19 protein-coding genes are annotated in these 23,295 nt (G+C 68.5%); 13 read left to right on the top strand and 6 right to left on the bottom strand.

The features are described from left to right. Positions 1-31: 31 nt before the first annotated feature. The 7 genes from ACLQ2T_RS26890 (at position 32) to ACLQ2T_RS26860 (ending at position 7,861) form a co-directional block, all read left to right on the top strand. Positions 32-1,147 (top strand): IS701 family transposase, encoded by a 1,116-nt coding sequence (locus ACLQ2T_RS26890; RefSeq protein WP_425769174.1) that lies wholly within the window; start codon positions 32-34, stop codon positions 1,145-1,147. Positions 1,148-1,744: 597 nt separating this feature from the next. Next, positions 1,745-2,629 (top strand): AfsR/SARP family transcriptional regulator, encoded by an 885-nt coding sequence (locus ACLQ2T_RS26885; RefSeq protein WP_425769143.1) that lies wholly within the window; start codon positions 1,745-1,747, stop codon positions 2,627-2,629. A gap of 56 nt (positions 2,630-2,685) precedes the next feature. Further along, positions 2,686-3,789 carry a cytochrome P450 family protein gene (locus tag ACLQ2T_RS26880; RefSeq protein WP_425769142.1) on the top strand — a complete coding sequence of 368 codons (1,104 nt, stop codon included), beginning with the start codon at positions 2,686-2,688 and terminating at the stop codon, positions 3,787-3,789. Between the two features lie 41 nt (positions 3,790-3,830). Then, on the top strand, positions 3,831-5,090 hold the full coding sequence (locus tag ACLQ2T_RS26875; protein ID WP_425769141.1) for an activator-dependent family glycosyltransferase: 1,260 nt from the start codon (positions 3,831-3,833) through the stop codon (positions 5,088-5,090). Between the two features lie 56 nt (positions 5,091-5,146). After that, positions 5,147-5,473: a muconolactone Delta-isomerase family protein gene (locus ACLQ2T_RS26870; protein WP_425769140.1), complete on the top strand. Its 327-nt coding sequence runs from the start codon at positions 5,147-5,149 to the stop codon at positions 5,471-5,473. A 25-nt stretch (positions 5,474-5,498) separates the two neighbouring features. Continuing rightward, positions 5,499-6,698 carry a class I SAM-dependent methyltransferase gene (locus tag ACLQ2T_RS26865; RefSeq protein WP_425769139.1) on the top strand — a complete coding sequence of 400 codons (1,200 nt, stop codon included), beginning with the start codon at positions 5,499-5,501 and terminating at the stop codon, positions 6,696-6,698. After that, entirely contained in the window at positions 6,695-7,861 is a 1,167-nt protein-coding gene (locus tag ACLQ2T_RS26860) for an aromatic ring-hydroxylating oxygenase subunit alpha (RefSeq protein WP_425769138.1), read from the top strand. The genes ACLQ2T_RS26865 and ACLQ2T_RS26860 overlap by 4 nt, the downstream gene beginning before the upstream one ends. A gap of 64 nt (positions 7,862-7,925) precedes the next feature. Here the strand turns inward: ACLQ2T_RS26860 and ACLQ2T_RS26855 are convergent, their stop codons facing one another. Further along, positions 7,926-8,411, bottom strand: a complete 486-nt coding sequence (locus ACLQ2T_RS26855) for a MarR family winged helix-turn-helix transcriptional regulator (RefSeq protein WP_425769137.1) — start codon at positions 8,409-8,411, stop codon at positions 7,926-7,928. Between the two features lie 89 nt (positions 8,412-8,500). Between ACLQ2T_RS26855 and ACLQ2T_RS26850 the strand changes: the two genes are divergently transcribed. Beyond that, a complete protein-coding gene (locus ACLQ2T_RS26850; protein ID WP_425769136.1) occupies positions 8,501-10,417 on the top strand; it encodes a DEAD/DEAH box helicase in 1,917 nt (638 codons plus the stop codon). Next, the gene (locus tag ACLQ2T_RS26845; protein WP_425769135.1) at positions 10,414-10,974 is read left to right on the top strand and encodes an SWIM zinc finger family protein; all 561 of its coding nucleotides are present in this window, start codon (positions 10,414-10,416) and stop codon (positions 10,972-10,974) included. Before ACLQ2T_RS26850 ends, ACLQ2T_RS26845 begins: the two co-directional genes overlap by 4 nt. Here ACLQ2T_RS26845 and ACLQ2T_RS26840 read toward each other — a convergent pair. Next, complete coding sequence (locus ACLQ2T_RS26840; RefSeq protein WP_425769134.1) at positions 10,962-13,826, bottom strand: glycosyl hydrolase; 2,865 nt, start codon at positions 13,824-13,826, stop codon at positions 10,962-10,964. The genes ACLQ2T_RS26845 and ACLQ2T_RS26840 overlap by 13 nt on opposite strands. 139 nt (positions 13,827-13,965) lie before the next feature. On the opposite strand from ACLQ2T_RS26840, the gene ACLQ2T_RS26835 reads away from it, so the two are divergent. Beyond that, complete coding sequence (locus tag ACLQ2T_RS26835; RefSeq protein WP_425769133.1) at positions 13,966-15,183, top strand: methyltransferase domain-containing protein; 1,218 nt, start codon at positions 13,966-13,968, stop codon at positions 15,181-15,183. Positions 15,184-15,245: 62 nt separating this feature from the next. On the opposite strand, the gene ACLQ2T_RS26830 is transcribed toward ACLQ2T_RS26835, so the two are convergent. After that, positions 15,246-16,361 carry an NAD-dependent epimerase/dehydratase family protein gene (locus ACLQ2T_RS26830; protein WP_425769132.1) on the bottom strand — a complete coding sequence of 372 codons (1,116 nt, stop codon included), beginning with the start codon at positions 16,359-16,361 and terminating at the stop codon, positions 15,246-15,248. On the opposite strand from ACLQ2T_RS26830, the gene ACLQ2T_RS26825 reads away from it, so the two are divergent. Together ACLQ2T_RS26825 and ACLQ2T_RS26820 are read left to right on the top strand one after the other, a co-directional pair. Next, positions 16,360-17,514 carry a DegT/DnrJ/EryC1/StrS family aminotransferase gene (locus tag ACLQ2T_RS26825; protein WP_425769131.1) on the top strand — a complete coding sequence of 385 codons (1,155 nt, stop codon included), beginning with the start codon at positions 16,360-16,362 and terminating at the stop codon, positions 17,512-17,514. The two genes, ACLQ2T_RS26830 and ACLQ2T_RS26825, sit on opposite strands and share 2 nt — an antisense overlap. Before the next feature lie 43 nt (positions 17,515-17,557). Continuing rightward, entirely contained in the window at positions 17,558-18,829 is a 1,272-nt protein-coding gene (locus ACLQ2T_RS26820) for an activator-dependent family glycosyltransferase (protein ID WP_425769130.1), read from the top strand. Between the two features lie 52 nt (positions 18,830-18,881). Here the strand turns inward: ACLQ2T_RS26820 and ACLQ2T_RS26815 are convergent, their stop codons facing one another. The 3 genes from ACLQ2T_RS26815 to ACLQ2T_RS26805 all read right to left on the bottom strand — a co-directional run bounded on the left by ACLQ2T_RS26815 (position 18,882) and on the right by ACLQ2T_RS26805 (position 21,880). After that, positions 18,882-19,700 (bottom strand): ABC transporter permease, encoded by an 819-nt coding sequence (locus ACLQ2T_RS26815; protein WP_425769129.1) that lies wholly within the window; start codon positions 19,698-19,700, stop codon positions 18,882-18,884. 23 nt (positions 19,701-19,723) lie between these two features. Further along, positions 19,724-20,698, bottom strand: a complete 975-nt coding sequence (locus ACLQ2T_RS26810) for an ATP-binding cassette domain-containing protein (protein WP_425769128.1) — start codon at positions 20,696-20,698, stop codon at positions 19,724-19,726. Positions 20,699-20,893: 195 nt separating this feature from the next. Then, entirely contained in the window at positions 20,894-21,880 is a 987-nt protein-coding gene (locus ACLQ2T_RS26805; protein ID WP_425769127.1) for a Gfo/Idh/MocA family protein, read from the bottom strand. 206 nt (positions 21,881-22,086) lie between these two features. Here ACLQ2T_RS26805 and ACLQ2T_RS26800 point away from each other — a divergent pair, with 206 nt between their 5' ends. Continuing rightward, the gene (locus ACLQ2T_RS26800) at positions 22,087-23,283 is read left to right on the top strand and encodes a DegT/DnrJ/EryC1/StrS family aminotransferase (RefSeq protein ID WP_425769126.1); all 1,197 of its coding nucleotides are present in this window, start codon (positions 22,087-22,089) and stop codon (positions 23,281-23,283) included. The last annotated feature ends 12 nt before the right edge of the window (positions 23,284-23,295 follow it).

Below are 23,295 nucleotides of genomic sequence, written 5' to 3'. Positions count from 1 at the left end.
GCATGCCGACTGGGTCGCCGGGTTCGACGCGATGTTCGCGCGGGTGGCGGCGCGGTTCGGGCGGGTGGAGCCGCGCCGGCGGGCGCGGGCGTACCTGCTCGGACTGCTCGCGCCGCTGCCACGCAAGACCGGGTGGCAGCTGGCGGAGGCGGCCGGCGAGAGCCGGCCCGACGGCATGCAGCGGCTGCTGAACGGTGCCCGCTGGGACGCTGACCGGGTACGCGACGACCTCCGCGCGTACGTGGTCGAGCACCTCGGCCACCCGGCCGGCGTGCTCGTCGTCGACGAGGCCGGCTTCGTCAAGAAGGGTGCCCGCTCTGCCGGGGTCGAGCGGCAGATACTGCCCGGCGCGGAGCAGGCGGAGAACTGCCAGATCGGGGTCTTCCTGGCATACGCGACCCCGGTCGGTCAGGCACTGATCGACCGGGAGCTGTACCTGCCACGGTCATGGGCGGCGGACCCGCCCCGGTGCGCCGGTGCGGGGGTGCCGGCGCATACCCGGTACGCCGCCCGGCCAGCACAAGCTGCGGCGATGCTCTCCCGGGCGTTCGACGCGGGGGTACCCGCGCGCTGGGTAGCGGCCGGTGAGCCGTACGGGCCGGAACCGGCGTTCCGCGCGTTCCTGGAGCGACGTGGAGTGGGCTACGTGGTGGAGTTGTCCCGCCGCCACACGGTCGCCCTGCCGAACGGGCCGGTACGGGTGGCGACCATCGCCGGGCAGGCTCCTGAGCGCGCCTGGAAGCGGGTGAATACCGGCGCGGGGTCGGGCCGGCTCAAGTTGGCCGACTGGGCGATGGGGGAACTGCCGGGCGGTGGCGTTCACGGCCGCTGGCTGCTCATTCGGCGGGTGTCCGGCGAGCCGGACGAGTTCGCCTTCTTCCTCTGCTCGGGGCCTGCGGACACCGAGGTCGGAGTCCTGGCCCGGGTCGCTGAGTCAGTGCCGGCCGCCCGGGACTGTCTGCAACGCGCGTGCGATGAGGCCGGCCTGGATCGGTACCAGGTGCGGCAGTACGGCGCCTGGTACCGGCACGTCACGCTGGCGCTGCTGGCGCAGGCGTACGTCGCCGTCCGCATCGCGCAGGGACCGCCGGGACGGACGACGGTGGCCCCCGGGCGGCGGACCTCCGACATCCTTTGGCGTACCTGAGCGCCCGACCGGGCCGGCGGCTGTCCGGTAAGCGGCGTGGGTCATCGTCGGCCGTGACAGGGAGGGCACGGGGGTGTGGCGTGAGCTGCTGATCGCCAAGATCGCCACCAGGTGAGCCCCGCCGCGCTGTGAAGAAGCGCACATCTTCGTCCGCAGGTGAGCCTTCTGCTCGGGGCGTCGGACCTATCTGGTTACTGTGCGTAGCCATGTCAATACTCGTAGGTGCTGGTCAGCGCGGTGGACGCCTCTGGAGGTGTCGATGGGCCCAGGTTGGCACCCTGCTCCAGGCGACGTGGTGCGGCCTGGCAAAACTGACTCCAGGAAAACACCGCACTTCGTTATCCAAGCCGTTGTTCCTGGTCAGCGTGGCTTTGCTGGCATCCCGGAACTGTTGCCCAGCGTGACGAATGGACGGTAGTTGCGCCGTTTACCAGCGAAAACACGACGCAGGCAGCCCGTGGGCCGCGAAGGCGTGCCGCAGCGGAGGTTTGGCGCAATGACGAGGGCTCGCGGCTCGCGTGATTGAGGTGTTACATTCATATAGGGCGATTCGATTCCCTGTTGAAGGTTTCAAATGTCCGGTTACATTGCTTTTCCATGGGGGACGTCGTGCAATTGCGAAATCCGGAAGTCGTCGTAAATCTCGGCGCCCTTGGCCCACTGTTCGTGAGCTCCTCTTCCCAGAGCAAGACGCCGACGGCGCGAAAACCGCGGAATGTGCTCGCCATGCTCCTTGTGCATGCCGACCAAGTTGTCCCGGTCTCCGTCCTGGTCTCCGAGCTCTGGGACGACGAACCTCCGGTCAGCAGCCTCACCACTCTCCAGACGTACGTTCTCAATCTGCGCAAGATGTTCGTGGCGGTCACCGGCCTGCCCGCTGCGGAGGTCACCCGAAACCTCCTCATCACCCGGGCGGGCGGTTACATGCTGCGCAGCGATCGCGTTGCCGTCGACATCCGGGAGTACCAGCGCCTCATGTCGGCCGGCTGTGCCGCACTCGGCATGGGCGACGACGCGACCGGCATGGGCAGGCTCACCGAGGCTCTGCGGCTATGGCGTGGTCCCGCGCTGGTCGACGTGCCGCTGGGTCGGGTGCTCGAATCGAAGCGGCGCGAGTTGGAGGAGTCCTGGCTGATGGCCACCGAGTACCTGGTCGGCGCGAAGTTGCGCCAGGGCATGTACCGGGAGGTTCTCATCGAACTGGCCGCGCTCACCGCGGAGAACCCGTTGCACGAGGGGCTCCAGGCGCAGTACATGCGGGCGTTGTACCTCAGTGGTCGTCGCGCAGAGGCGCTGGAGGTCTTCCACCGGCTGCGCCGTAGCCTCGTCAACGAACTAGGGCTGGAACCGGAGCCCCAGGTGCAACGAATCCACCGGTCGATCCTGAACTCGGATACCGATTTCGAAGACGATCTGCGCGGCATTCGGCCGCTTCAGACAAGCGCCCATGGGACGAGCTGGGCCCGGTTCCGGGCCAGCTGACCATCATTCGAGGCGCATCCGAGTGCCCTGCGACCACCCCACCCGACGGTGGAACCGTGATTACCTTCACGGACGGCGAACTGGGGCGGGCTCTGCTGACCGAGCGGAGCATGCAATGGCTCTACGCGCACGGCGGCGATCCCCTCGCCAGGTTGCTGCGGGCCGAGGACGACGACCGACGCGAGCTGATCGAGCGGATCCGCGAGCGGGGACCGATCCACTTGAGCCGGGTCGGTGCCTGGGTCACCGGGGACCACCAGGTGGCCACTGAGATCCTCGCGGATCCGCGGATCACCGCCAGGTCCTCGCGTACCTTTCCCGCTGGCCATGTGCTGTACCAGTGCGACGCCTTTCCCGAGTTGTCGCCCGACGCGCGGCGTCGACTGGCCGAGATCGACCTACCGCAGGAGATTGTCGAGCGAGTTTGTGCGGCGACGGCCACCCGGATCGGCAGCGAGTTCGACCTCGTCACCGACCTGTTGCGCCCGATCCTTGCCGGACTGCTCGCGGAGATGCTCGCCCTGCCCCCGGAACACCGGGAGGCGCTGGGCCGGGATTCCGCAGCGGCGGCGATCGCGCTGGACGCCGTGCTTTGTCCACCGACCCTGCCGGCTGCCCGATCGATGATGACGGCAGTGGATGACCTGACTGCCCGACTTCGTACCTGCCCCGGCGGCGAGTCGACCGTCGCTGCCGGGACGGTCGCCGGGGTGCTGTGGGTGGAGGTCACCGCGAACCTGCTCGCCAATGCGCTGCTGGCGCTGCTCGACCAGCCCGGTCGCTGGGATTCGCTCGCCGGTGAGCAGGACCGGGCCGACGAGGTGGTGTCCGACACCCTGCGGCATGATCCACCGATTCGGATGCACGCACTGCTCGCCCACGAGGACGTGGAGATCGCCGGCAGGCGGGTGGCGGCCGGCAGCGACATCGTGGTGTATGTCGAGGCCGCACAGCACGGTGGCGCCGCCGTAGGCGTGGACCTGCCGCTCGCCGGCGGTTCGTACCTCGACCTGCTGGCACCCGCGGTACGGGCGACGGCCGCCGCGGTCCTGCGGGTCCTGGCGGTCCGCTTGCCGGGACTGCGCCGGACCGGACCGGTGGTACGCCGGCTGCGAGCCCCCGTCACGCACGCCATCGTGCGCTTCCCTGTCTCCGCCTGATCCCGCCTCCACCATCTGATCATCGAGCGAAGGGTTGCATCATGCGGGTACTGATGACGTCTCTGGCGGTCGAGGCGCACTTCAATGGCACCGTTCCGCTGGCATGGGCGTTGCGCTCGGCGGGGCATGAGGTTCGCTTCGCGAGCCAGCCGGCTCTCACCGAGCCGATCACCGCCGCCGGGCTGACCGCCGTACCCGTCGGCACCGACCACACCCACAACGAGTTCGTTCGGGACCTCGGCGGGGAGCTGACCGGTTTCTACCGGGACATCGACTTCACCGGGCGCAACGCCAGCCTGTTCGACCTCAAGGCGGCGAACCTGCTGCTCACCGCCACGTTCTACGCGCAGGCCAACAACGACTCCATGATCGACGACCTGGTCGACTATGCGCGGTTCTGGAAGCCGGATCTGGTGCTCTGGGAGCCGTTCACCTTCGCCGGCGCGGTCGCCGCCCGGGTCACCGGCGCCGCGCACGCCCGCCTGCTCTGGGGGCCGGACCTGTTTCTCCGCACTCGGAGCCGGTTCCGCCAGGAGATCGAGCGGCTTCCACCGCAACGGCGGGAGGACGCATTGGCGGAGTGGCTGACCTGGACCCTCGAGCGGTTCGGCAGCACCTTCGACGAGGAGGTGGTGACCGGCCAGTGGAACATCGACCAGATGCCCGCCGGCATCCGAGTCACGTCCGGGCAACGCACCGTGCCGATGCGGTACGTGCCCTACAACGGCCCGTCCGTCGTCCCGGACTGGTTGCGGGCCGAGCCGCGGCGGCCCCGGGTCTGCCTCACCCTCGGCATCACCGTACGCGAGAAGGCATACCCGAGCATGGTGTCCCTCGATGACCTGTTCGCCGCCGTCGCCGACCTGGATGCCGAGATCGTCGCGACGGTGGACGCCGGACAACTCGCCGATGTCTCGTCGGTGCCGGACAACGTGCGGGTGACCGAGTTCGTGCCCCTGCACGCCCTCCTGCCCACCTGCGCTGCGGTGGTCCACCATGGCGGGGCGGGTACTTGGTCCAGCGCGGTGGCAGCCGGTGTGCCCCAACTGGTCGTCGCGGGAATGTGGGACAACGTCTACCGCGCCGAGCGGCTCGCCGAACTGGGCGCAGGCATCTACCTGCCACCGCACGAGGTCACCCCGGCGCTGCTGCGCGACGGCGTGCAACGTCTGTTGACCAAGCCGTCCTTCGCCGAGGAGGCGGCCCGCCTGCGTGACCGGATCCAGGCCGAGCCCAGCCCGGCGGAGGTGGTACCGGCCCTTGCCGAACTGACCGCTCAACACCGACATGTGGGCAGCTGAGACCGCCGGGTTCAGGTCACCGGCCGATGTATCCGCAACCGAGCATAGGAGGAGCGATGGCACTGTTCGCCGTGCTGGCGACGCAGGCACCCGCCGCAGGTGAGGCCGAGGAATTCCGTGAGCGACTGCACGAGGGCTTCGCCTACACCAGAGCCCTGGTCGACAAGGGGGTGATCCGGCACAGCTGGATCCGGGTGGGTGCATCGGGCGGCCTGAACATTTACGACGTCGGATCTCACGAGGAACTGCTCGCTGCGCTCTACGACAACCCGATCAGCCCGCACCTGAGGTTCGAGGTGATTCCACTGGCCGAGCCGGGCAGCTTCGACCCGAAGGCCCAGTTGGCGAAGTGGAGCCGGTCGACCGAGCAGGGCGGCCGGTGACGTGGCCGGCGTGAACCATGGGCCGGTGACCGGATCCAGCAACCTCGTTGAGCGGGTTCAACTGGTCGGCACCGGGACGGACGACGAGATCTCCGCCCTGGTCAAGGAGACCGGCCTGGACACGGTGCTCGACATCCTCGCAGACGAGATCGTGTTCCGCTGCGACGAGCCGGTCAACCGGATGCCGGTGCACCTCGCGCTGACCGTGACCCACGGCGCCGACAACCGGCAGTTGTGCTTCCGGATCGCCCGGGACGAGCCGGTCACCGTCGTTCCCGCCGATGAGGCGGGCCCGGTACGACGGGAGCTGCGGATCACCGCCACCGACCTGGTGCGGCGCCTGTTCGGCCCGGTCGACCAGCGTGGATACGGCGACCTGCGCGACACATTCCTGCCCCGGCGGCCCGACGACCTGCGGGAGCTGCCGGAGATCCTGGCGGCGACGAACCAGGCGTCCGGCACCCTGCTGTCGGGGTGCGGGGTGCCGAGGTTCGACCTGGGCAAGGCGTCGTTGGCCTACGGCTCGGACAAGTGGGCCAGCTTCCACTGGTACACCACCCACTACGAGCGCGAGTTCGCCCGGTACCGCGATCAACCGGTCCGGGTGCTGGAGATCGGCATCGGCGGTTACCAGGGGCAGCTCGGGGGCGGTTCGCTGAAGATGTGGAAGAAGTACTTCCACCGCGGCACGATCTACGGGCTTGACCTGTTCGACAAGTCCGCCCTGAACCAGCAGCGGCTCACCGCGCTCACCGCAGACCAGGGCAACCCGGCCGAGTTGGCCGCCATCGCGGAGCGGTACGGCCCCTTCGACATCGTCATCGACGACGGTAGTCACGAGAATCCGCACGTCCTGGTCTCGTTCGAGGCACTCTTCCCCTACCTACGGAGTGGCGGCCTGTACGTCATCGAGGACATGCACACCGCGTACATCCCGCGGTTCGGCGGGAGCGCGGGGCCGGTCGCGGGTCCGGACACCTCGATCGGACTGCTCAAGCGGCTGCTGGACGACATGCACTATCAGGAGCAGTGGCAGCAGGTTGACGGACGGCCGACGCTGACTCAGGAACAGGTGGCCAGCGTGCGGGTGTACCGGAACATCGCGTTCATCGAGAAGGGTGCCAACGACGACATCTGCTTCCCGCGGTGGATGGATGATCAAGCCTGGATGGCGCTCGGCGCGATACCGCCGGCGTCCGATGCACCGGAGAGGTACGACACGTGAGTTCCGCCAAGATCGTCCGGCGTTCGGTGCCCGCAGACACGTCGACGGATGAGCTGCTCACCAACCTGCGGGACTACCTGCTGCCCGAGCCGCCGGCCATCAGCCTGCCGCCGCGGATGTTCACCTCACCGGGGATCTACGAACGCGAACGTGAACAGATCTTCGGCCGCTCGTGGATCCTGGTCGGGCACGTGAGCCAGTTGGCCGCCCCGGGCGACTACCTCGCGCTGGACATCGCCGGCGAGCCGGTGGCGGTCACTCGTGACGAGGACGGGCGGCTGCACGGGCTCTCCCCGGTCTGCCGGCACCGGCTGATGCCGTTGGTGCGGCCCGGCGCCGGCAATGTGAAGGACTTCACCTGCTCGTACCACTTGTGGCGGTACCGGCTTGACGGTTCACTGCTCGCCGCCACGCACATGCGGGGCAACCCGGACTTCGAGTCGGCCGAGTGTCGACTCCCGGCCTTCGCGGTACGGCAGTGGCACGGACTGATCTTCGTCAACCTGGACGCGGAAGCTCCGCCCTTCGACGACGACCTCGCCGTGGTGGACGCCGAGATGACCAACTATCAACTCGACGACATGGTGCAGATCAGCGGCTGGACCGAGCAGTGGCACTGCAACTGGAAGGTCGCGGTCGAGAACGGCTACGAGAACTACCACGCGCTGGGCTTTCATCCGGACACGGTCAAGCCGCTGATGACCGGCGGCATCGACATGCAGGTGCACATGGACTCGCCACTGGTGACCCGGTTACTCAGTCCGGCCGGCACGCCGTTCGCGACGACGGTCCTGCCGCTGACCGAGGCAGAGCGTCGGGTGATGTACAGCTTCAGGCTCTTTCCCTGTGCCGCGGTGGCGACTTTCGGCGAGAGTGTCGCCTGGATCAGCCTGATTCCGACCGCCATCGACCGGACCGAGGTGCGCGGCGGCACGCTGATGCCGGCCGGCGCCCTCCACGGCGCGGACGTGGCAGCCGTCAGGGCTCAGGTCGAGGCCACCACCAGCGTGATCAACGGCGAGGACCGGCGTGGCCTGGAGGAGGTGCAGCGTACCCTCGGCTCCCGCTTCCTGGAACGGGGTCACCTCAGCCCCAAGGAACCGGGGGTGTTGGCCTTCTACCGCAAGTTGGCGCTCGCCCTGACCGAATCCGTGGGGCGCTGATCGAACAGCGGGAGCACTGTCTGCCCGGGCGGGTGGGCCTGTCGCCGGTAGGCACACCCCCCGGTCACCGTTGCGCCCGTAGCCGCTGCACCTCGGCGCGTGCACTGGCCTCGGACGACCGGACGAAGTGCAGCAGAGCCTGCAGTTGGTCGTCGTCGTAGGAGGCCAGGTCCTCTCGGGTACGCGCGGTCAGCCCGGTGTAGTGGGCGTTGGCTCGTTCAGCGCCCTCGCCGGTCGCCTCGACCAGGACCCGCCGTCGGTCTGCCGCGTCCGAAACCCGTTGCACGCAGCCGGCTGCGACCAACCGGTCGACCATCCGGGTAGCAGCTCCCGGGGTAAGGCCGACCTGGGTGGCCAGTGCGCCGGTAGTGGTCGGTCCGTCCCGTTGCAGGACGTGCAGGCAGTGGAGGTCGGTCGCGACGAGTCCCATTCGCTCCGCGATCAGCGTGTTGATCTGGATGAGGTACGTGATCCAGTCCGGCAGCGCGTCGATGACCTGATCGGCCAGGGAGTCGCTGGTTGTCGGAGCATCGTGCCGGCTCATTGTCATTTGCCGTGAATCACCTCATGGTAATGTGCGTAGTGCAACTGTTGTGCCATGCAATTAAACGAGCATACCCCCGTCTGGAGGAGTTCGTGGTGCCCACCAGGGCGATCTCACCGCTGCCCGACGTGATCGACGCGGGCGAGCCGCCCGCGCAGGACGCTGTTGCTCTGCCCGGGCGCTTGCAGGCCACCTTCATTCCGAGCGAGAACGCGATGGCCTGGTGGGGTGTGCGGGATCTGGACGAGGCCGTCCGAGAGCACGGACTGCCCGCCGGGCGGCCCGGCGCGTGCCGGCTGGCCGTTGCCGATCGGGGCCACATCCGCGCCGCGACCGTTCCAGTGCGCCTGGTTGACCTCGACACGGCGGTGACCGCCCTGCGCAGGCCCGCTCCACCGGCAGGAGACAGCGCCTCGCTGCGGGCCTGGCGCGAGGCCGCCCGGCTGCCGGATGACGACGAGGCGCTCGCCGCACTCGGTGAGCGGATGCCGGCCGCCGCGCACGCCGTGCTCAACGCCGAAGGCACGGCAGTCGTCGTCGCCACCGCGCTGCTCACCGAGTTCCGTCAAGCAGTGAAGGCCCGGGTCGCGCTGCGATCCACCACCATCCACGCCACGCTGCGGCCGTACCAGGAACACGGCGTCGCCTGGCTCACTGCTCGGCCACTCCTTGGCCAGGGCGGGGTGCTCGCCGACGAGATGGGTCTGGGCAAGACGCTGCAGGCGATCTGCCTGCTCGCCACCCGCCGGACCGCCGGACCGCACCTCGTGGTGTGCCCCACCTCGCTGATCGGCAACTGGTGGCGCGAGCTTGCCCGCTTCTCCCCAGACACGCCGGTGATCAGTTACCACGGCGCGCAACGGGAACTGCCGGACACTGTGCCGCCCGGCACCGTCGTGATCACCAGCTACCCGGTGCTGCGCCGGAAGGCCGCGCTGACCGCGATCCGATGGGACATCCTGATCTTCGACGAGGCGCAGCAGATCAAGAATCCGGATGCCCAAGTCAGCCAGGCAGCCGCGAGGCTCTCCGCTACAGCGGCGATCGCCATGACCGGCACCCCGGTGGAGAATCGCCTGGACGAGCTCTGGGCGATTCTGCACGTGACGAACCCAGGCCTGCTCGGCAGCCGCAGCAGGTTCCGGCAGTTGTTCGCGGCACCGATCGAGCAGCGGGGTTCGGCTTCCGCAGCGGCCGCCCTGAACGCGCTGATCCAGCCGCATCTGTTGCGCCGCACCAAGACCGACGTCGCGGCCGACCTGCCGCCCAAGCAGTACTCGACCGTCGTGTGCACACTCACCGACGAGCAGGCCCAGCTTTACCGGCAGGCGGTGGGCCGGGCATTCTCCGACGGGTTCGGCGAAGGCATCACTCGGCGCGGCCGGGTTCTCGCGCTGCTCACGGAACTCAAGCAGATCTGCAACCATCCCGCCCAGTTCCTGCGGGAGGAGAGGGCCGGCGCAGGTCGTTCCGGCAAGTTCGACCGGGCCACCGAAATGCTGGCGGAGATCGTCGACGACGGTGACCGGAGTCTGGTCTTCACCCAGTACCGAGCCATGGGGGACCTGCTGGCCGGCCACCTGACCGAGACACTCGGTGTCGGCCCGATCCCGTTCGTGCACGGTGGGCTCTCCGCCCGCCGCCGCGACGAACTCGTCCGAGAGTTCCAGGAGAGCGTGGACGGGCCACCGGTCCTGCTGCTGAGCCTGCGCGCTGCTGGATTCGGCCTGAACCTGACCCGGGCCGCCCACGTCATGCACTACGACCGCTGGTGGAACCCGGCGGTCGAGGAACAGGCCACCGACCGGGCGCACCGGATCGGCCAACGGCGCATCGTCACGGTGCACACGCTGGTCACCGGCGGCACACTCGAGGATCACATCGCCCAGATGCACGAACACAAGCGCGGTTTCGCAGAGGTGGTCTCCGGCGACACCGACGCGGCCCTGGCCCGCCTCTCCGACGACGAACTGCACGCGGTCCTCGACCTCGACCTCGGAGCGCTGGCATGATCCCAGCCGAGTTCGGGTCCACCCCCTGGGGACGCGCCTGGGTCCGGATCGCCGGCGCGACCGCCGCTGCCGGGCCGAACGCCCTGCTGCCGAAAGCGCGCTCCCTCGCACGTAACCACGCCGTCGAGCTGACCACCGCACCGGGCCGGATCGAGGCGCGGGTGACCGCCTCCGGTACGGCCTACCCGGTCCACATCGACGTGCCGATCTGGTCGCAGCAGACCCAGGCGGAGGTGCGTCTTCTGCTCGAGAAATCCGTCGCGGAGCAGCCGGGACTGATCGCCGGAGACCTCTCCGACACGTTCGAGACGGAGCTCCGGCAGAAGGGCATCGCCATCGCGGCCGGCCTCGACGAACTAGGGGCCGAATGCGTCTGCCGCAGCCGCAAGCGTCCCTGCGTGCATGTTCTCGCCACCCTTTACGCGCTGAGTCAGCTGATCGACGAACGTCCGTCGCTCGCCGTCGAACTACGCGGCGGGGCCACGGAGGCTGTGGCCCCGCCGCCCGGCTGGGTCACGTTGACGGCATTGGACGCGGCCGCCTTCTACGGCGACTGACCGGACGCGGCGCGGCCCGGCCCGCGGTTCACGCAGGGCTCCGCCGGCTCGATGGCGACGGTCGCCCCGTAGAGCCGCACCGGGCCGAGCAGGCCGGCCGGCCTGCTCGATCGGTCCGCGAACCTGCGGTAGGTCGCGTCACCGGAACGTGCCAGGCCGACCAGGCGGTTGCCAAGGGTGGTGGCCACCTCGATGAGGACGGAGTTCGCGCCGTCGTGCAGGTACGGGCGCACGTCCGGTGCCCGGCCGGTGGCGCAGTCGACCGGAACCGGCTGGTCGTTCACCTCTACGCGTACCGATCCCGCCACCAGGCCCAGTTCGAGCAGTACCGCGTCGGTGCCGCGACTCCATCCGGTGGGCAATACGACGGTGCTGCGGTAGATGCCGACCCCCGACGCGTCGGCGAGCCCGTCGAGCGTGCGCCAGTCGGCCGGGAGCGGGAGCGACCGGCGCCGGCATTCGACGCCGTGCGGCTGCCAGTCGAGCACCTCCAGGTTCCAATCGGTCAGCTCGCGTTCCCAACGGACCGTGCGGGGTACGACCGTTGCCGGCGTACTCACCGCCCAGGCACCGAGGCCCGTTCCGGAGCCAAGGTGTACCACCGTGGTTTCACCCGGCCCAAGGTCGAGCACGACCGACCGGCGGCCCGCCGTCTGCACCGCAGGCATCGAGTGGGAGGTGCCGCGCCACGGATCCAGGATCCGGACCGTGCCGGTACCTCTCAGGTCGGCGGTGAACCGCACCGCGCCCGTGCCCATGTTGAACAGGTGGTAAAAGTCTCCGCCGGTGCCCTGCCGGTGTACGGTGACGACCCCGCTGGCACCCCGCAGTTCGGCGTCGGGGCGTACTCCCAACTCGTCGAGTGCCTGGGTGATCTGCTTCTGCTCTGTCACCAGGCGCACGTTCGGCAGGGCGAGCAACCTCGCGGCGGACTGCTCGACCTCGCGGTCCTGGCCGTCCGCGTCCCGGAAACCCTGGGCCCGGTGTGGTGGCGCACCGACGAACACAACCGGCAGACCCTGCCGGGCGATTTCACGAATCCGGTCCAGCACCCGGAGCTCCATCGCCGGCTCGTCAGCCACGATCAGCGCACGATAGCCGGCCCGCTCCGGGGCGAGCCGGCCGTCATGGACCACCGCCGCGGGGTGCTCCAGCAGGCTGGGCGAGAGGAACTCGTACGTGAATCCGGCGTCCGCCAGACCTGGGTCCGTGATCTTCGGCCAGGCCAGACACCAGTACGCCTGCCGGTAGACCGCCACATCCACCTGCGGTCGCCCGTGCCGCAGCACTGTGGACATCCGGGCCAGGTAGTCCGTGTAGGCGCGAATGTGCCGCCACATCGGCTGCCGCGGACCCCAGGCATCGGAAACCGCGGGCGTGCCGTCACCGGAGAACGGCGCCCACCCGGGCCAGTGGGCACCCGGCACGTCCTGGTACGGCACCCCGTGCAGGACCAACTGGTTCACGCCGGCGCTGAACGCCGTGTCGACGTGCCGTTTCAGCGCGGCGAGATCGGTCTGATAGTCGGCATCCAGGACCGCGCAGCACTCGAGCGACACCACGGGGGCACCGGTCATATGCGCTGCGGCGGCGATGCCGCGGTGAAAGTCGAGGGCGGTCTCGTACGCCGCCGCGCCTTCGCCGGTCATCCCGCCGGAGGCGATCCAGTTCACCAGGTCCTCGCTCTCGGGCACCTGCACCGAACCGGCGAGCTCGACGTGATCCATGATGTTGCCGTACGGCTGTGCCCGGTACCGCAGCCCACGACCATTGGCCCACCGCGTCAGTGGGGCGATGTGGTTGTCGGCGTACAGTTCGTTGAGGGTGCGGTAGTAGTCGTGCCGGATCCGGCGGCCTCGCCGATCCGGAAAGTCGTGCGCCGGAGGGCTCTCCGGGTTGATCCCGGCCAGCAGCATCTCCCAGTCGAAGCGAAAGAGTCCCTCCACCCGGATCGCCGGCAGATACGGGGTCAGGTCGTAGCCACGCCGCCGGGCGAACTCGTTCAGCAGGTCCGCAGTCCAGAGTTCCCCGTCGGCGGCGAGCTCCAGCGAGTCCTCGAAGATGTCCCCGCCGACCTCGGCCAGCAGCGGGTCCAGATCGGCGGGGAGCACGTACCGGTCGATGTGCTCGATGGCCGCTGCTGCCGCCTCGGCCGAGAAGTGGTCGATCACCAGAGCATCCTGGACACCCGCCTCGGCAAGGGAGCGCTGCCCGGTCGGCCGGGACCAGAAGGAGAACACCAGCCAGGTGCCGTCACCGGGCGCTGTCCAGCGCAGCGCCCCGCCGCTGACCCGGTGGGTAAGGTCGGTCGCGGTCTCCTCGTCGAGGAGGATCGTGCCGGCGTCGTCCGGCTCGGCGGTGGCCAGCCGTGCGGCGGTGACAGCGACGAGATGGTCCCCGTCGGCCGGGCCACCCTCCGGCTCGGGGAGGGTGTCGATCGTCGTGCCGCCCGCGATGGTGTGGCTGCCACCCACCAGTTTCCGCTGTGCGAGGTGAATCGAGTCGCCAGCGGTGGCGGGACTGGCCAGCGGCCACCCGGGAGTCACGGTGAGGTCTATCCGCATGCCGTGTCGCCGGGCGGCGATCAGTGCCTCGCGGAGCCGGTCGCTGAATGCCGGCGTGCCCCATGTTCGGATCGCGTCGCTGGGCATGGCCTCGGGCAGGCCGAGCGGGAGAAGCGCGATCTCGGCCCGGGAGAAGCCCGCTTCACGCAGCGTTCGGATCTCCCGCTCGATCTGTGGGCCGCTCACCGCACCACCGGGCCACCACCACCGGACCCCGGGCCGGTGCCCGGCGTCGGGAATGGCGAAGCCCGGCTGCTCGGCATCGTGCTGGGGATTCGTACGGCCCATTCTCATTCTCCAATGGACTTTTGCTCCGTCGGCACAATGTCGGTACTGTACCCGGTCCAGGTGCTTTGTGCATGCTGCCGCTGGGCTCACTTGAGCGATATTCGAGCGGTCGTCGTGGTCGGACTCCGAGGATTGCAGCATGGTTGCATGTCGCGTCTGTAGTGGGTCCGTCGACGAGTTCCTCGACTTCGGGCGGCAGCCGTTGTCCGACGCATTTCTCGATCCCGGTGAAGTGGAGAAAGAATTCTTCTTCCGCCTGGCCGTGGGAATGTGCGGCAACTGCACCATGGTGCAGTTGATGGAGGAGGTCCCCCGAGAGCGTATGTTCCATGACAGCTATCCCTACTTCTCGTCCGGTTCGTCGGTGATGCGACAGCACTTCGAGTCGACCGCCGAGGAGTTCCTGCGTACCGAACTGGCGGGGCCGGATCCGTTCATCGTGGAGATCGGCAGCAATGACGGCGTGATGTTGCGTGCCATCGACCGGGCCGGGGTGCGGCATCTCGGCGTGGAACCGTCCGGCAGCGTGGCCGAGCGAGCCCGGGCCCAGGGCATAGCCGTGTGCACGGAGTTCTTCGAGGCGGACACGGCGGCGGCGATCCGGGCCGAACATGGGCCGGCGGACGTGGTCTACGCGGCGAACACCTTCTGCCACATCCCGTACGTCGAATCCATCTTCCGAGGCGTGGATGCGCTGTTGAAACCCGATGGTGTCTTCGTCTTCGAGGACCCCTACCTGGGTGAGATCGTCGAGCGGACCTCGTTCGACCAGATCTACGACGAACACTTCTACTTCTTCACCGCCCGGTCGGTACGGGCCATGGCCCGTCGGTTCGGCTTCGATCTGGTCGACGTCCGACGACTGCCGGTGCACGGCGGCGAGGTGCGGTACACCCTGGCCCGCACCGGTGCCCGCAGGGAGAGTCCTGCCGTCGCCGAACTGCTCGCCGAGGAGGAACGCAAAGGGCTGGCCACCCGGGCGACCGTGACCGGGTTCGCCACTTCGGTGGAACGGACTCGCGACGAGTTGATGACGCTGTTGCGCGGACTGGTCTCCGACGGCCGTCGGATCGTCGGCTACGGTGCGACCGCCAAGAGTGCCACCGTTACCAACTACTGCGGAATCAGCGCCGACCTGGTCTCCGGCGTGTTCGACACTACGCCGGCGAAGCAGGGACGACTCACCCCGGGCGCCCATCTACCGGTACGGCCAGCCGAGGAGTTCACCGCGCCCTACCCGGACTACGTGCTCCTCTTCGCCTGGAATCACGCCGAGGAGATCATGGCGAAGGAACGGGCTTTCCGGGAGGCCGGCGGCCGGTGGATCCTCTACACGCCCAAGGTCCAGGTCGTCTGATCCGAGTGGTTCCTGCAACGCCGGGCCCGCTGCGGGCCGGCGGCTGGTCGACGGACAACACCCTAGCCCCGGCGGTGGGCCAGCCACATCTCCCGCAGCGAGTCCGCCAGCGCGATCCGGGGAGCCCAGCCGAGCTCTTCCCGAGCACGCCGGGTGTCCGCCTGGGTCCAGGATCCCCCCATGCTGGTCACGGTGCCGGACCTGTCCTCGATGACCGACTCCGGGAAACCGGCGCCGGTAACGAAGAGGGTGATCAGGTGGCGCAGGGGCACCGCGACCCCGCTGCCGATGTTGAAGACGCCAGCCGTCCTCGATCGCTCGCTGGCCAGCCGGACCGCTGTCGCCAGGTCCCGCACGTCAACGAAGTCGCGGCTGGCCGGGGCGATGGCAATCGGCATCCGGCCGGTGCGGGCCGCGTCGTCGAGCATGCCCAGCAGCTTGCCGGGCAGGCTCACCGCCGACGGGTACGGTCCGCAGAGATTGACCGCTCGTAGCACCACGCCGTCGACCCGGCCGCTGGCCGTCGCCTCCAGAACTGCGGTGGAGCCGGCCAGCTTGGTCCGGCCATACGCGGTCACCGGGCGGGGTGGGACGGATTCGTCGATCATGGTGCCGGCCGGCACCGGGCCGTACTCGTGAATCGTGCCCACATGCACGAGGCGCGGTCGCCGTGGCGCCGCGGCGACCGCGTCCAGCAGCGTACGGACCAGGTCCATGTTGGCGGTCGCCAGTTCGGCCTCGCTGCGGTCCCAACCGTCGGTGTCGTTCGCGCCGTCGGTGGCATTGACGACGACGTCGGCCGCCGTGCCCTGCAGCATCCGCAGCACCCGCGCCGCTCCGACGGCGGTGAGGTCGAGTGCGATGAAGTCGTGACAGTTCACCTCCCGGCCCGGATGGCGGGCCACCGCCACAACGTGGTGTCCGGACCGGGCGAATTCCGCGCAGACGTGCCTGCCCACCGAACCGGTGCCACCGAGGACGACGACACTTCGGCGCCCAGGTGTATTCCGTGACAAAGTGTGCTCCCCACAGCCGGAGTAACGCGGCGATTCGGATCCTAGGTGCGGTTTGCAGAAACGTCCACCCACGTTTTGCGAGTGACTCTTTACCAAGGATCGAGTCGCTTGTGATAGTTCTGTCAGATCACATATCGCAGCCTCGGAAGGCGGCAGGCCCATGGCCATTCTGGTGTGGGATTATTTGCAGGAGTACGCGGAGGAGCGCGACGACATCCTCGACGCGGTCGAGCAGGTGTTTCGGTCCGGTCGGCTGATATTCGGGGAGAGTGGCCAGGGGTTCGAGCGGGCGTTCGCCGCCTACCACGGTGTTCCGCACTGCATCGGGGTGGACAACGGCACCAACGCGATCAAACTGGCGTTGCAGGCGCTGGGCGTAGGCCCCGGCGATGAGGTGATAACCGTGTCGAATACGGCCGCGCCGACCGTTGTGGCCATCGACGCGCGCGGCGCGCGGCCGGTCTTCGTCGATGTCCGCGATTCCGATTACCTGATGGACACCGACCAGGTTGCCGCAGCCATCACATCCCGGACCCGATGCCTGCTCCCGGTTCACCTGTACGGGCAGTGCGTGGCGATGGACCCGCTGCTGGAACTCGCCGAGCGGCACGGCCTGGTAGTCCTGGAGGACTGCGCCCAGTCGCACGGCGCCCGACATCACGGCCGGATCGCCGGCACCATGGGCGACGCTGCTGCCTTCTCCTTCTATCCGACCAAGGTCCTGGGTGCCTATGGCGACGGCGGAGCGATGCTCACCGCCGACGACATTGTCCAGCATCGGATGCGGCGCCTGCGGTATTACGGCATGCAGGAGCGGTACTACGTGGTGGAGACGCCGGGCCACAACAGCCGGCTTGACGAGGTGCAGGCCGAGATCCTCCGCCGCAAGCTCTGCCGGCTCGACGACTACATCGCGGCCCGCCGGGCGGTTGCCCAACGGTACGCCGAAGGGCTCGCCGACACCGAGCTGGGGTTGCCCACCCTGGGACCCGGCAATGACCACGTCTACTACCTGTATGTGGTACGCCATCCCCGGCGCGACGAGATCCTCGCCGCCCTGGAGTCGTATGGCATCTCGTTGAACGTCAGCTATCGCTGGCCGGTGCACACCATGTCCGGCTTCGCCCATCTCGGTTATCGTCCCGGGTCGCTGCCGGTGACCGAGCGGCTGGCCGACGAGATCTTCTCCCTGCCGATGTATCCGTCCCTGCCCAGAGAGACCCAGGACCGCGTGATCAACGCGCTCCGCGACGTACTCGACCGGTATCCGGCGGACGGCGCGGTGCGGGTCGAGCGACTCTCGAACCCGACCTGAGACGGTGAGCCGAGCCGTCACCGCAATCGAGGGGAAGATCGACATGCGAGTGCTCTTCAACACCTTTGCCGCCAGTTCGCATCTGTACCCGATGGTCTCGGTGGCCTGGGCCCTGCACGCCGCCGGGCACGAGGTGCGGGTCGCCAGCCAGCCGGATCTCGTCGACACCATCGTCCGGACATCCCTTCCCGCGGTGCCTGTCGGTGACCCGCTGGATCTGGCGCGGCAGATGCAGGAGGACACCAGTTGGCGCGAGGAGGACTCCCGGGCCGGTGACCTGAGGGAGGTCCGGCCGGAGAAACTGACCTGGGATTTCGTCAGCGGTGTCCAGGACTGGCACCTCCGGAACATCTTTCGTCACCTGAACACGAACTCGGTGCTGGACGACATCGTGGCGGTCGCCCGGGAGTGGCAGCCGGATCTGGTGCTCTGGGACAGCATGACGTTCTCCGGCGCGGTGGCTGCCCGGGCGTGCGGCGCTGCGCACGCCCGCTTCCTGTTCGGTCAGGATCTGATCGGCCGGATGCGCACGGGCTTCCTGCGTCTGTTGGCCGAACAGCCGGCGCACCTGCGACATGACCCGCTGGCGGACTGGCTCGGCGAGGCGGTCGCCCGTACCGGCGGTACGTTCGCCGAGGACCTCGTGGTGGGACAGTGGAGCCTCGACGCGACCGTGCCCTGGCTGCGCCTCGACGACACCGGCCTGGACTACCTCCCGGTCCGCTACGTCCCATACACCGGTGCCTCGCCGGTGCCAGAGTGGTTGCCGGAGCGGCCGGCACGCCCACGCGTCTGCCTGACCGCCGGGCTGGGTGGACGTGAGATCACCGGTGAGGAGTGGATTCCGTACTCGGAACTGTTCGACGCGGTCGCCGACCTGGAGGTCGAGGTGGTGGCCACCCTTAGCGCAGACCAACTGGACCCGCGGACGAAGCTGCCGGACAACGTGCGGATCTTCGACTTCTATCCGCTGAATGTGCTGCTGCCGACCTGCTCGGCGGTGGTCCACCACGGTGGCTCGGGTGCCTACGCGCTGGCCCTCGCAAGCGGCGTACCGCAGTTGGTGATCTCCACCGAGCTGTGGTGGGACGCGGTGGACAAGGCCCATGCGCTGGTCGATCGCGAAGCGGCGATCTTCATGGAGCCGTCCGCCCTCACCGGCGAAACGCTGCGGGAGAACCTGATCCGCCTGATCGAGGAGCCGTCCTTTCGGGCCGGTGCCAAGCGGGTCCAGGCCGAGTTCAACGCGACGCCGAGTCCGGTCGACATCGTGGGGCACCTGGAGCGGCTCACCGCCGCGCACCGGTCCCGCTGAACCCATCCCCGGTGTGGCCGCCCTACCGGGCGGCCACACCGGGCTGATTGGGTCAGCCGTTCCCACGCTTGTGATACAGCACCATGGTCAGCGGCCCGAAGATCGCGAGGAGCACACCGATCGACAGGGCAACCAGGCCGAGTTGGCCGGTGGTGACGGTGCCGTGCACCAGTCCTCGCACCGCGGTGACAAGGTGGCTGATCGGGTTGGCATCCACGATGGCCCGGATGACGCTGGGCATCGTGCGCGAGTCGACGAAGATGTTGCTGCAGAAGACCACGGTCATCAGCAGCATGCTCTGCGCCTGGATGGTGTTCGGACTACGGGTGAGTAGGCCGATGGTGGTGAAGATCCAGGCGAAGGCGAACGAGAACGCCAGGATGAGCAGGATTGCCAGGGCCATGCCGCCAGGGCCGGCGTCCGGGCGGAAGCCCAGCGCCAGGCCGAGCGCGGCGGTCAGCACCAGGGTCAGCAGGTAGCGACCCAGGTCGGTGAGCATGGTTCCGATCAGGCTGGCCGGTTGCCAGAACGGCATCGTCCGGAAACGGTCGAACACGCCTTTGGCGATGTCCAGGCTCACCGTGTGACCGGTGGCCAGGGTCTGCATGACGGCCGCCATGACCAGCACGCCGGGAAGAAAGAACTGCAGATAGTTGTCGACCGATCCGGCGAACGCTCCACCAAACAGGTAACTGAAGATGAGCAGGAACACCACCGGCATCATCAAGACGTCGAAGAGTTGTTCCAGCGCTTCGTTCTTCACTCTGATGGCGGCCCGCCAGGACAGGGTGAGCGTCGCGGAGAGCGCGCTGGGAGGGCGTGGCCGGTCGGCTGCCAGTAGAAGCGCGTCCAACTCGCTTTCCGGGGGCATGGTGGTCGTGGTGGTAGTGGTGCTCACGAAACCAACTCCTCGGTGCTGTTGTGATCCTCGGCGGGATGGCCGGTCAGGGTCAGGAACACCTCGTCCAGGCTCGGCTGGCCGAGGGAGAAAGCGGCGACCGTGACGCCTGCGGCAGTCAACGCGGTCAGCGCTTGGCCGGCGAGCGAGGGATCGGTGGCGGCGGATGAGAGGGTGTTGGGTTCCGTGGCGGGACGCACGGATGTCCCGAGCACCTGGGTCAGCACCTGCTCCGCCTGCGGGCGCTGGGCGGGGTCGGCGATTCGGACGTGCACCGCCCGATCACCCACCGACGACTTGAGCTCGGCCGGGGTGCCCTCGGCAATCAGGCGGCCCTGGTCGATCACGGCGATCCGGTCGGCCAGTTGGTCAGCCTCCTCCAGATACTGGGTGGTCAGCAGCACCGTGGTGCCCCGGGCGACCACGGTCCGGATGGTGTCCCAGACCTGATTGCGGCTGCGAGGATCCAATCCGGTGGTCGGCTCGTCGAGGAAGATCATCCGGGGCGCGCTCAGGATGCTCGCGGCGATGTCCAGCCGCCGCCGCATTCCTCCGGAGTACGTCCGGGCTGTCCGGTCACCGGCGTCCGTCAGGTCGAACGCGGCGAGCAGGCTGGTGGCCCGCTGGCGGGCGGCGGAGCGGGAGTAGCCGATCAGTCGGGCCAGCAGGACCAGGTTCTGGTAACCGGTCAGGCCCTCGTCGACGCTGGCGAACTGGCCGGTGAGGCTGACCAGTTCGCGTACGGTTCGAGCCTGCTTGACCACGTCATGACCGAACACCTCCGCCGTGCCGCCGTCGGGGCGCAGCAGCGTCGCCAGCATTCTGATCGTCGTGGTCTTCCCGGCGCCGTTGGGGCCGAGTACGCCGTATACCGTGCCGCTGTCGACGGTCAGGTCGATCCCGTTTACCGCTCTGGTCTCGCCGAACGACTTTCGCAGGCCCCTCGTACGGATGGCAGGGTCGGAATTCACATGCAACTCCCGTGGATGAATGGAATCGAGGTGGAGTCATGCCCGGCCCGGACAGTACTCGATTTTCTCGAGGATTGCACATAAGGCGTCGAGTCTGAATTTCATGGGCTGATGGCGCATTCCGCTTGACAATCCAAAATTGTTCTATCTGGGAGCGCATTATGGCGTACGCGATCAGTATTCATATGCCAAGTGTCACCGCTCCGCAGCGGCACGCACCTGCTCCACGAGCAACGCCTGCTCCAGCAGTGCCTGATCGAAGGCAGGCTGGTTGCCGCCGCCGGAGGTCGCCGCGGCCACGAACGCGGACAGGGTGTTGCGCACCTGATGGTCCGGGGCCAGCGAGAACTCCGTCACGACGTCCTGCTGGTCGAGGCGAAGCACCGGCCGGTGGTGCTCGGGTGGGCTGAACGCCCGCGGCACGGTGATCCGGCCCCGAGTGCCCCACAGCGAGTACACCGACCGGTACTTGTGCTCGAAACCCCAGTCGAGTTGGGCGGTGACACCCGTCGGGCTGCGCAGGAGGGCGCTGCCGGCCACGTCCACGCCGGTGGCGCCGATCCGCAGCGAGGCGCCGCGCACCTCGAGGTCTGCTGAGAGGAAGAGCTGCGCGGCCCGCAGCGGGTAGACCCCCACGTCCAGCAGCGCCCCGCTGCCCAGGCCGGGCTGGTAGCGGAAGGAGTCCGAGTGCAGCGGTGGGATACCGAACGAGCTGGAGAACACCTGCAAGGGGCCGATCGCGCCGTCTGCCATCATCGTGCGTACCGTGTTGTGCTGCGAGTGGTGCAGGAACATGTAGTTCTCGGCGAGCACCCGGTCCTGCGCGCGCGCGAGTCGCACCAGGTCCGCGGTCTGCTGGTAGTTCACGGCCAGCGGCTTCTCGGAGAGCACGTGCTTGCCGGCGCGCAGAGCCCGGCCCACCCACTCGTGATGCATGCTCGGTGGCAGCGGGATGTACAGGGCGTCGATGTCGGGGCGATCGATCAGGTTCTGGTATCCGCCGATGCCGACGCATCCGAACTTCGCCGCGACCGCGGCTGCCTTGGCGGGATCACGGCTGGCAACCGCGATGAGCTGGGCTGACTCCAGTTCGACGAGCGCGGGTAGGACCCGGCGGATGGCGATGTCGGCGCATCCAACCGCTCCCACCCGCAGTATGCCTCCGGTATAGCGTTCGGACATCGGCACCTCACCGTACCTGACGCAATCGGCTGGACCCGGGGCCCGCGACGGCGAGCGGCGGAACTCCGCCGGGTCGATCAGCCGAACGTAGCGCCAGCGGCCAGAGCGGCACTTGAAGATCGGTACACCGTCGCTGCCTGGCCGCCGCGATGCGGTTCACCGTCGCTTTAGCCGAATCCGAGTGTGTGCTGCGACATTCATGACCCATGAGCGCAGGTTCAGCCGACGAGGTCGTCACCAGGCCAAAGATGATCAACGTGTTCCAGCCCACGCTGGGCGAGGAGGAAGTCGCCGTCGTCCGGGAGGTCTTCCAGAGCAGTTGGGTCGGCAAGGGCCGCAGGGTCGCGGAATTCGAGAGCGACTTCGCTGCCCACCTCGGCGTCTCCCGGGAGCACGTCACCTCGACGAACTCCTGTACCGAGGCGACCTTCCTGGCGATGGAACTGCTGGGGGTCGGCCCGGGGGACGAGGTCGTTCTGCCCACCGTGACTTTCGTCGGCACCGCGAACGCGGTGGCCGCGTACGGCGCGCGGCCGGTCTTCTGCGATGTCGACCCACGGACGCTGAACCCAACCGTGCGTGACGTCGAGGTGGCGCTGACGCCCGCGACCAAGGCGGTGCTGCTGCTGCACTACGGCGGTTACCCCGGCGAGGTCGCCCAGATCGCTCAATTGTGCCGGGACCGGGGCGTCAAGCTGATCGAGGACGCCGCGAACGCCCAGGCGTCCCGTGTCGACGGGCGGGCCTGCGGCGTGATCGGCGACATCGGGGTGTGGAGCTTCGACCACGCAAAGATCGCGGTGGCGGTCGACGGCGGCGTCCTCTACGCCCGCGACCCGGAGTTGACGGCCCGAGCGGTGCGACTGGCCTACTTCGGCATGGAACAGGCGACCGGGTACGCCGAGGCGATGCGCGGCACCAGCCGGTGGTGGGACTTCGAGGTGTCGTCGTTCTCCCGCCGCTCCATCATGAACGACGTGCTGGCGGCCGTCGGTTCCGTGCAGCTGAGGAAGCTGGCCGACTTCGTCGCCCGCCGACGCGTGATCGCCGACCGGTACGACGCAGTGCTCGGTGACGTGCCGGGGCTGCTGCTGCCGCCACCGCTGCCCCCCGGCCATGAGAGCTCCTACTACCTGTACTGGGTGCAGATGGACCCGGCCATCCGCGATCAGGTCGCCCGCGACCTGTATGAGCGCGGGGTATACACCACCTACCGCTACCCGCTGCTGCACAAGGTTCGGGCGTACGGCGCCGACAACCGGCTGCCGAACGCCGAGCGGGTCGCCCAGACGACCCTCTGCCTCCCCCTGCACCAGGGACTGACCGATGCCGACGTCGACCTGATCACCACTGCCCTGGCCGAGTCGGTCGCCGCCCGGGCCGCGGCGCACGCCCCGGCCTGACCACGATGCGGA

This window comes from Micromonospora sp. DT229, from assembly GCF_049844505.1.
GTDB lineage: Bacteria > Actinomycetota > Actinomycetes > Mycobacteriales > Micromonosporaceae > Micromonospora.
Note: the sequence above shows the minus strand (reverse complement) of the source record. Positions and strands in the feature narration are given on the sequence as shown.

Excerpts from the sequence above, each read along its gene's own strand:
- ACLQ2T_RS26890 (WP_425769174.1), top strand. The coding sequence starts at position 32 with ATGTTCGCGCGGGTGGCGGCGCGGTTCGGGCGGGTGGAGCCGCGCCGG.
- ACLQ2T_RS26885 (WP_425769143.1), top strand. The coding sequence starts at position 1,745 with ATGGGGGACGTCGTGCAATTGCGAAATCCGGAAGTCGTCGTAAATCTC.
- ACLQ2T_RS26875 (WP_425769141.1), top strand. The coding sequence starts at position 3,831 with ATGCGGGTACTGATGACGTCTCTGGCGGTCGAGGCGCACTTCAATGGC.
- ACLQ2T_RS26870 (WP_425769140.1), top strand. The coding sequence starts at position 5,147 with ATGGCACTGTTCGCCGTGCTGGCGACGCAGGCACCCGCCGCAGGTGAG.
- ACLQ2T_RS26855 (WP_425769137.1), bottom strand. The coding sequence starts at position 8,411 with ATGACAATGAGCCGGCACGATGCTCCGACAACCAGCGACTCCCTGGCC.
- ACLQ2T_RS26845 (WP_425769135.1), top strand. The coding sequence starts at position 10,414 with ATGATCCCAGCCGAGTTCGGGTCCACCCCCTGGGGACGCGCCTGGGTC.
- ACLQ2T_RS26840 (WP_425769134.1), bottom strand. The coding sequence starts at position 13,826 with ATGGGCCGTACGAATCCCCAGCACGATGCCGAGCAGCCGGGCTTCGCC.
- ACLQ2T_RS26835 (WP_425769133.1), top strand. The coding sequence starts at position 13,966 with ATGGTTGCATGTCGCGTCTGTAGTGGGTCCGTCGACGAGTTCCTCGAC.
- ACLQ2T_RS26825 (WP_425769131.1), top strand. The coding sequence starts at position 16,360 with ATGGCCATTCTGGTGTGGGATTATTTGCAGGAGTACGCGGAGGAGCGC.
- ACLQ2T_RS26830 (WP_425769132.1), bottom strand. The coding sequence starts at position 16,361 with ATGGGCCTGCCGCCTTCCGAGGCTGCGATATGTGATCTGACAGAACTA.
- ACLQ2T_RS26820 (WP_425769130.1), top strand. The coding sequence starts at position 17,558 with ATGCGAGTGCTCTTCAACACCTTTGCCGCCAGTTCGCATCTGTACCCG.
- ACLQ2T_RS26815 (WP_425769129.1), bottom strand. The coding sequence starts at position 19,700 with ATGCCCCCGGAAAGCGAGTTGGACGCGCTTCTACTGGCAGCCGACCGG.
- ACLQ2T_RS26805 (WP_425769127.1), bottom strand. The coding sequence starts at position 21,880 with ATGTCCGAACGCTATACCGGAGGCATACTGCGGGTGGGAGCGGTTGGA.
- ACLQ2T_RS26800 (WP_425769126.1), top strand. The coding sequence starts at position 22,087 with ATGAGCGCAGGTTCAGCCGACGAGGTCGTCACCAGGCCAAAGATGATC.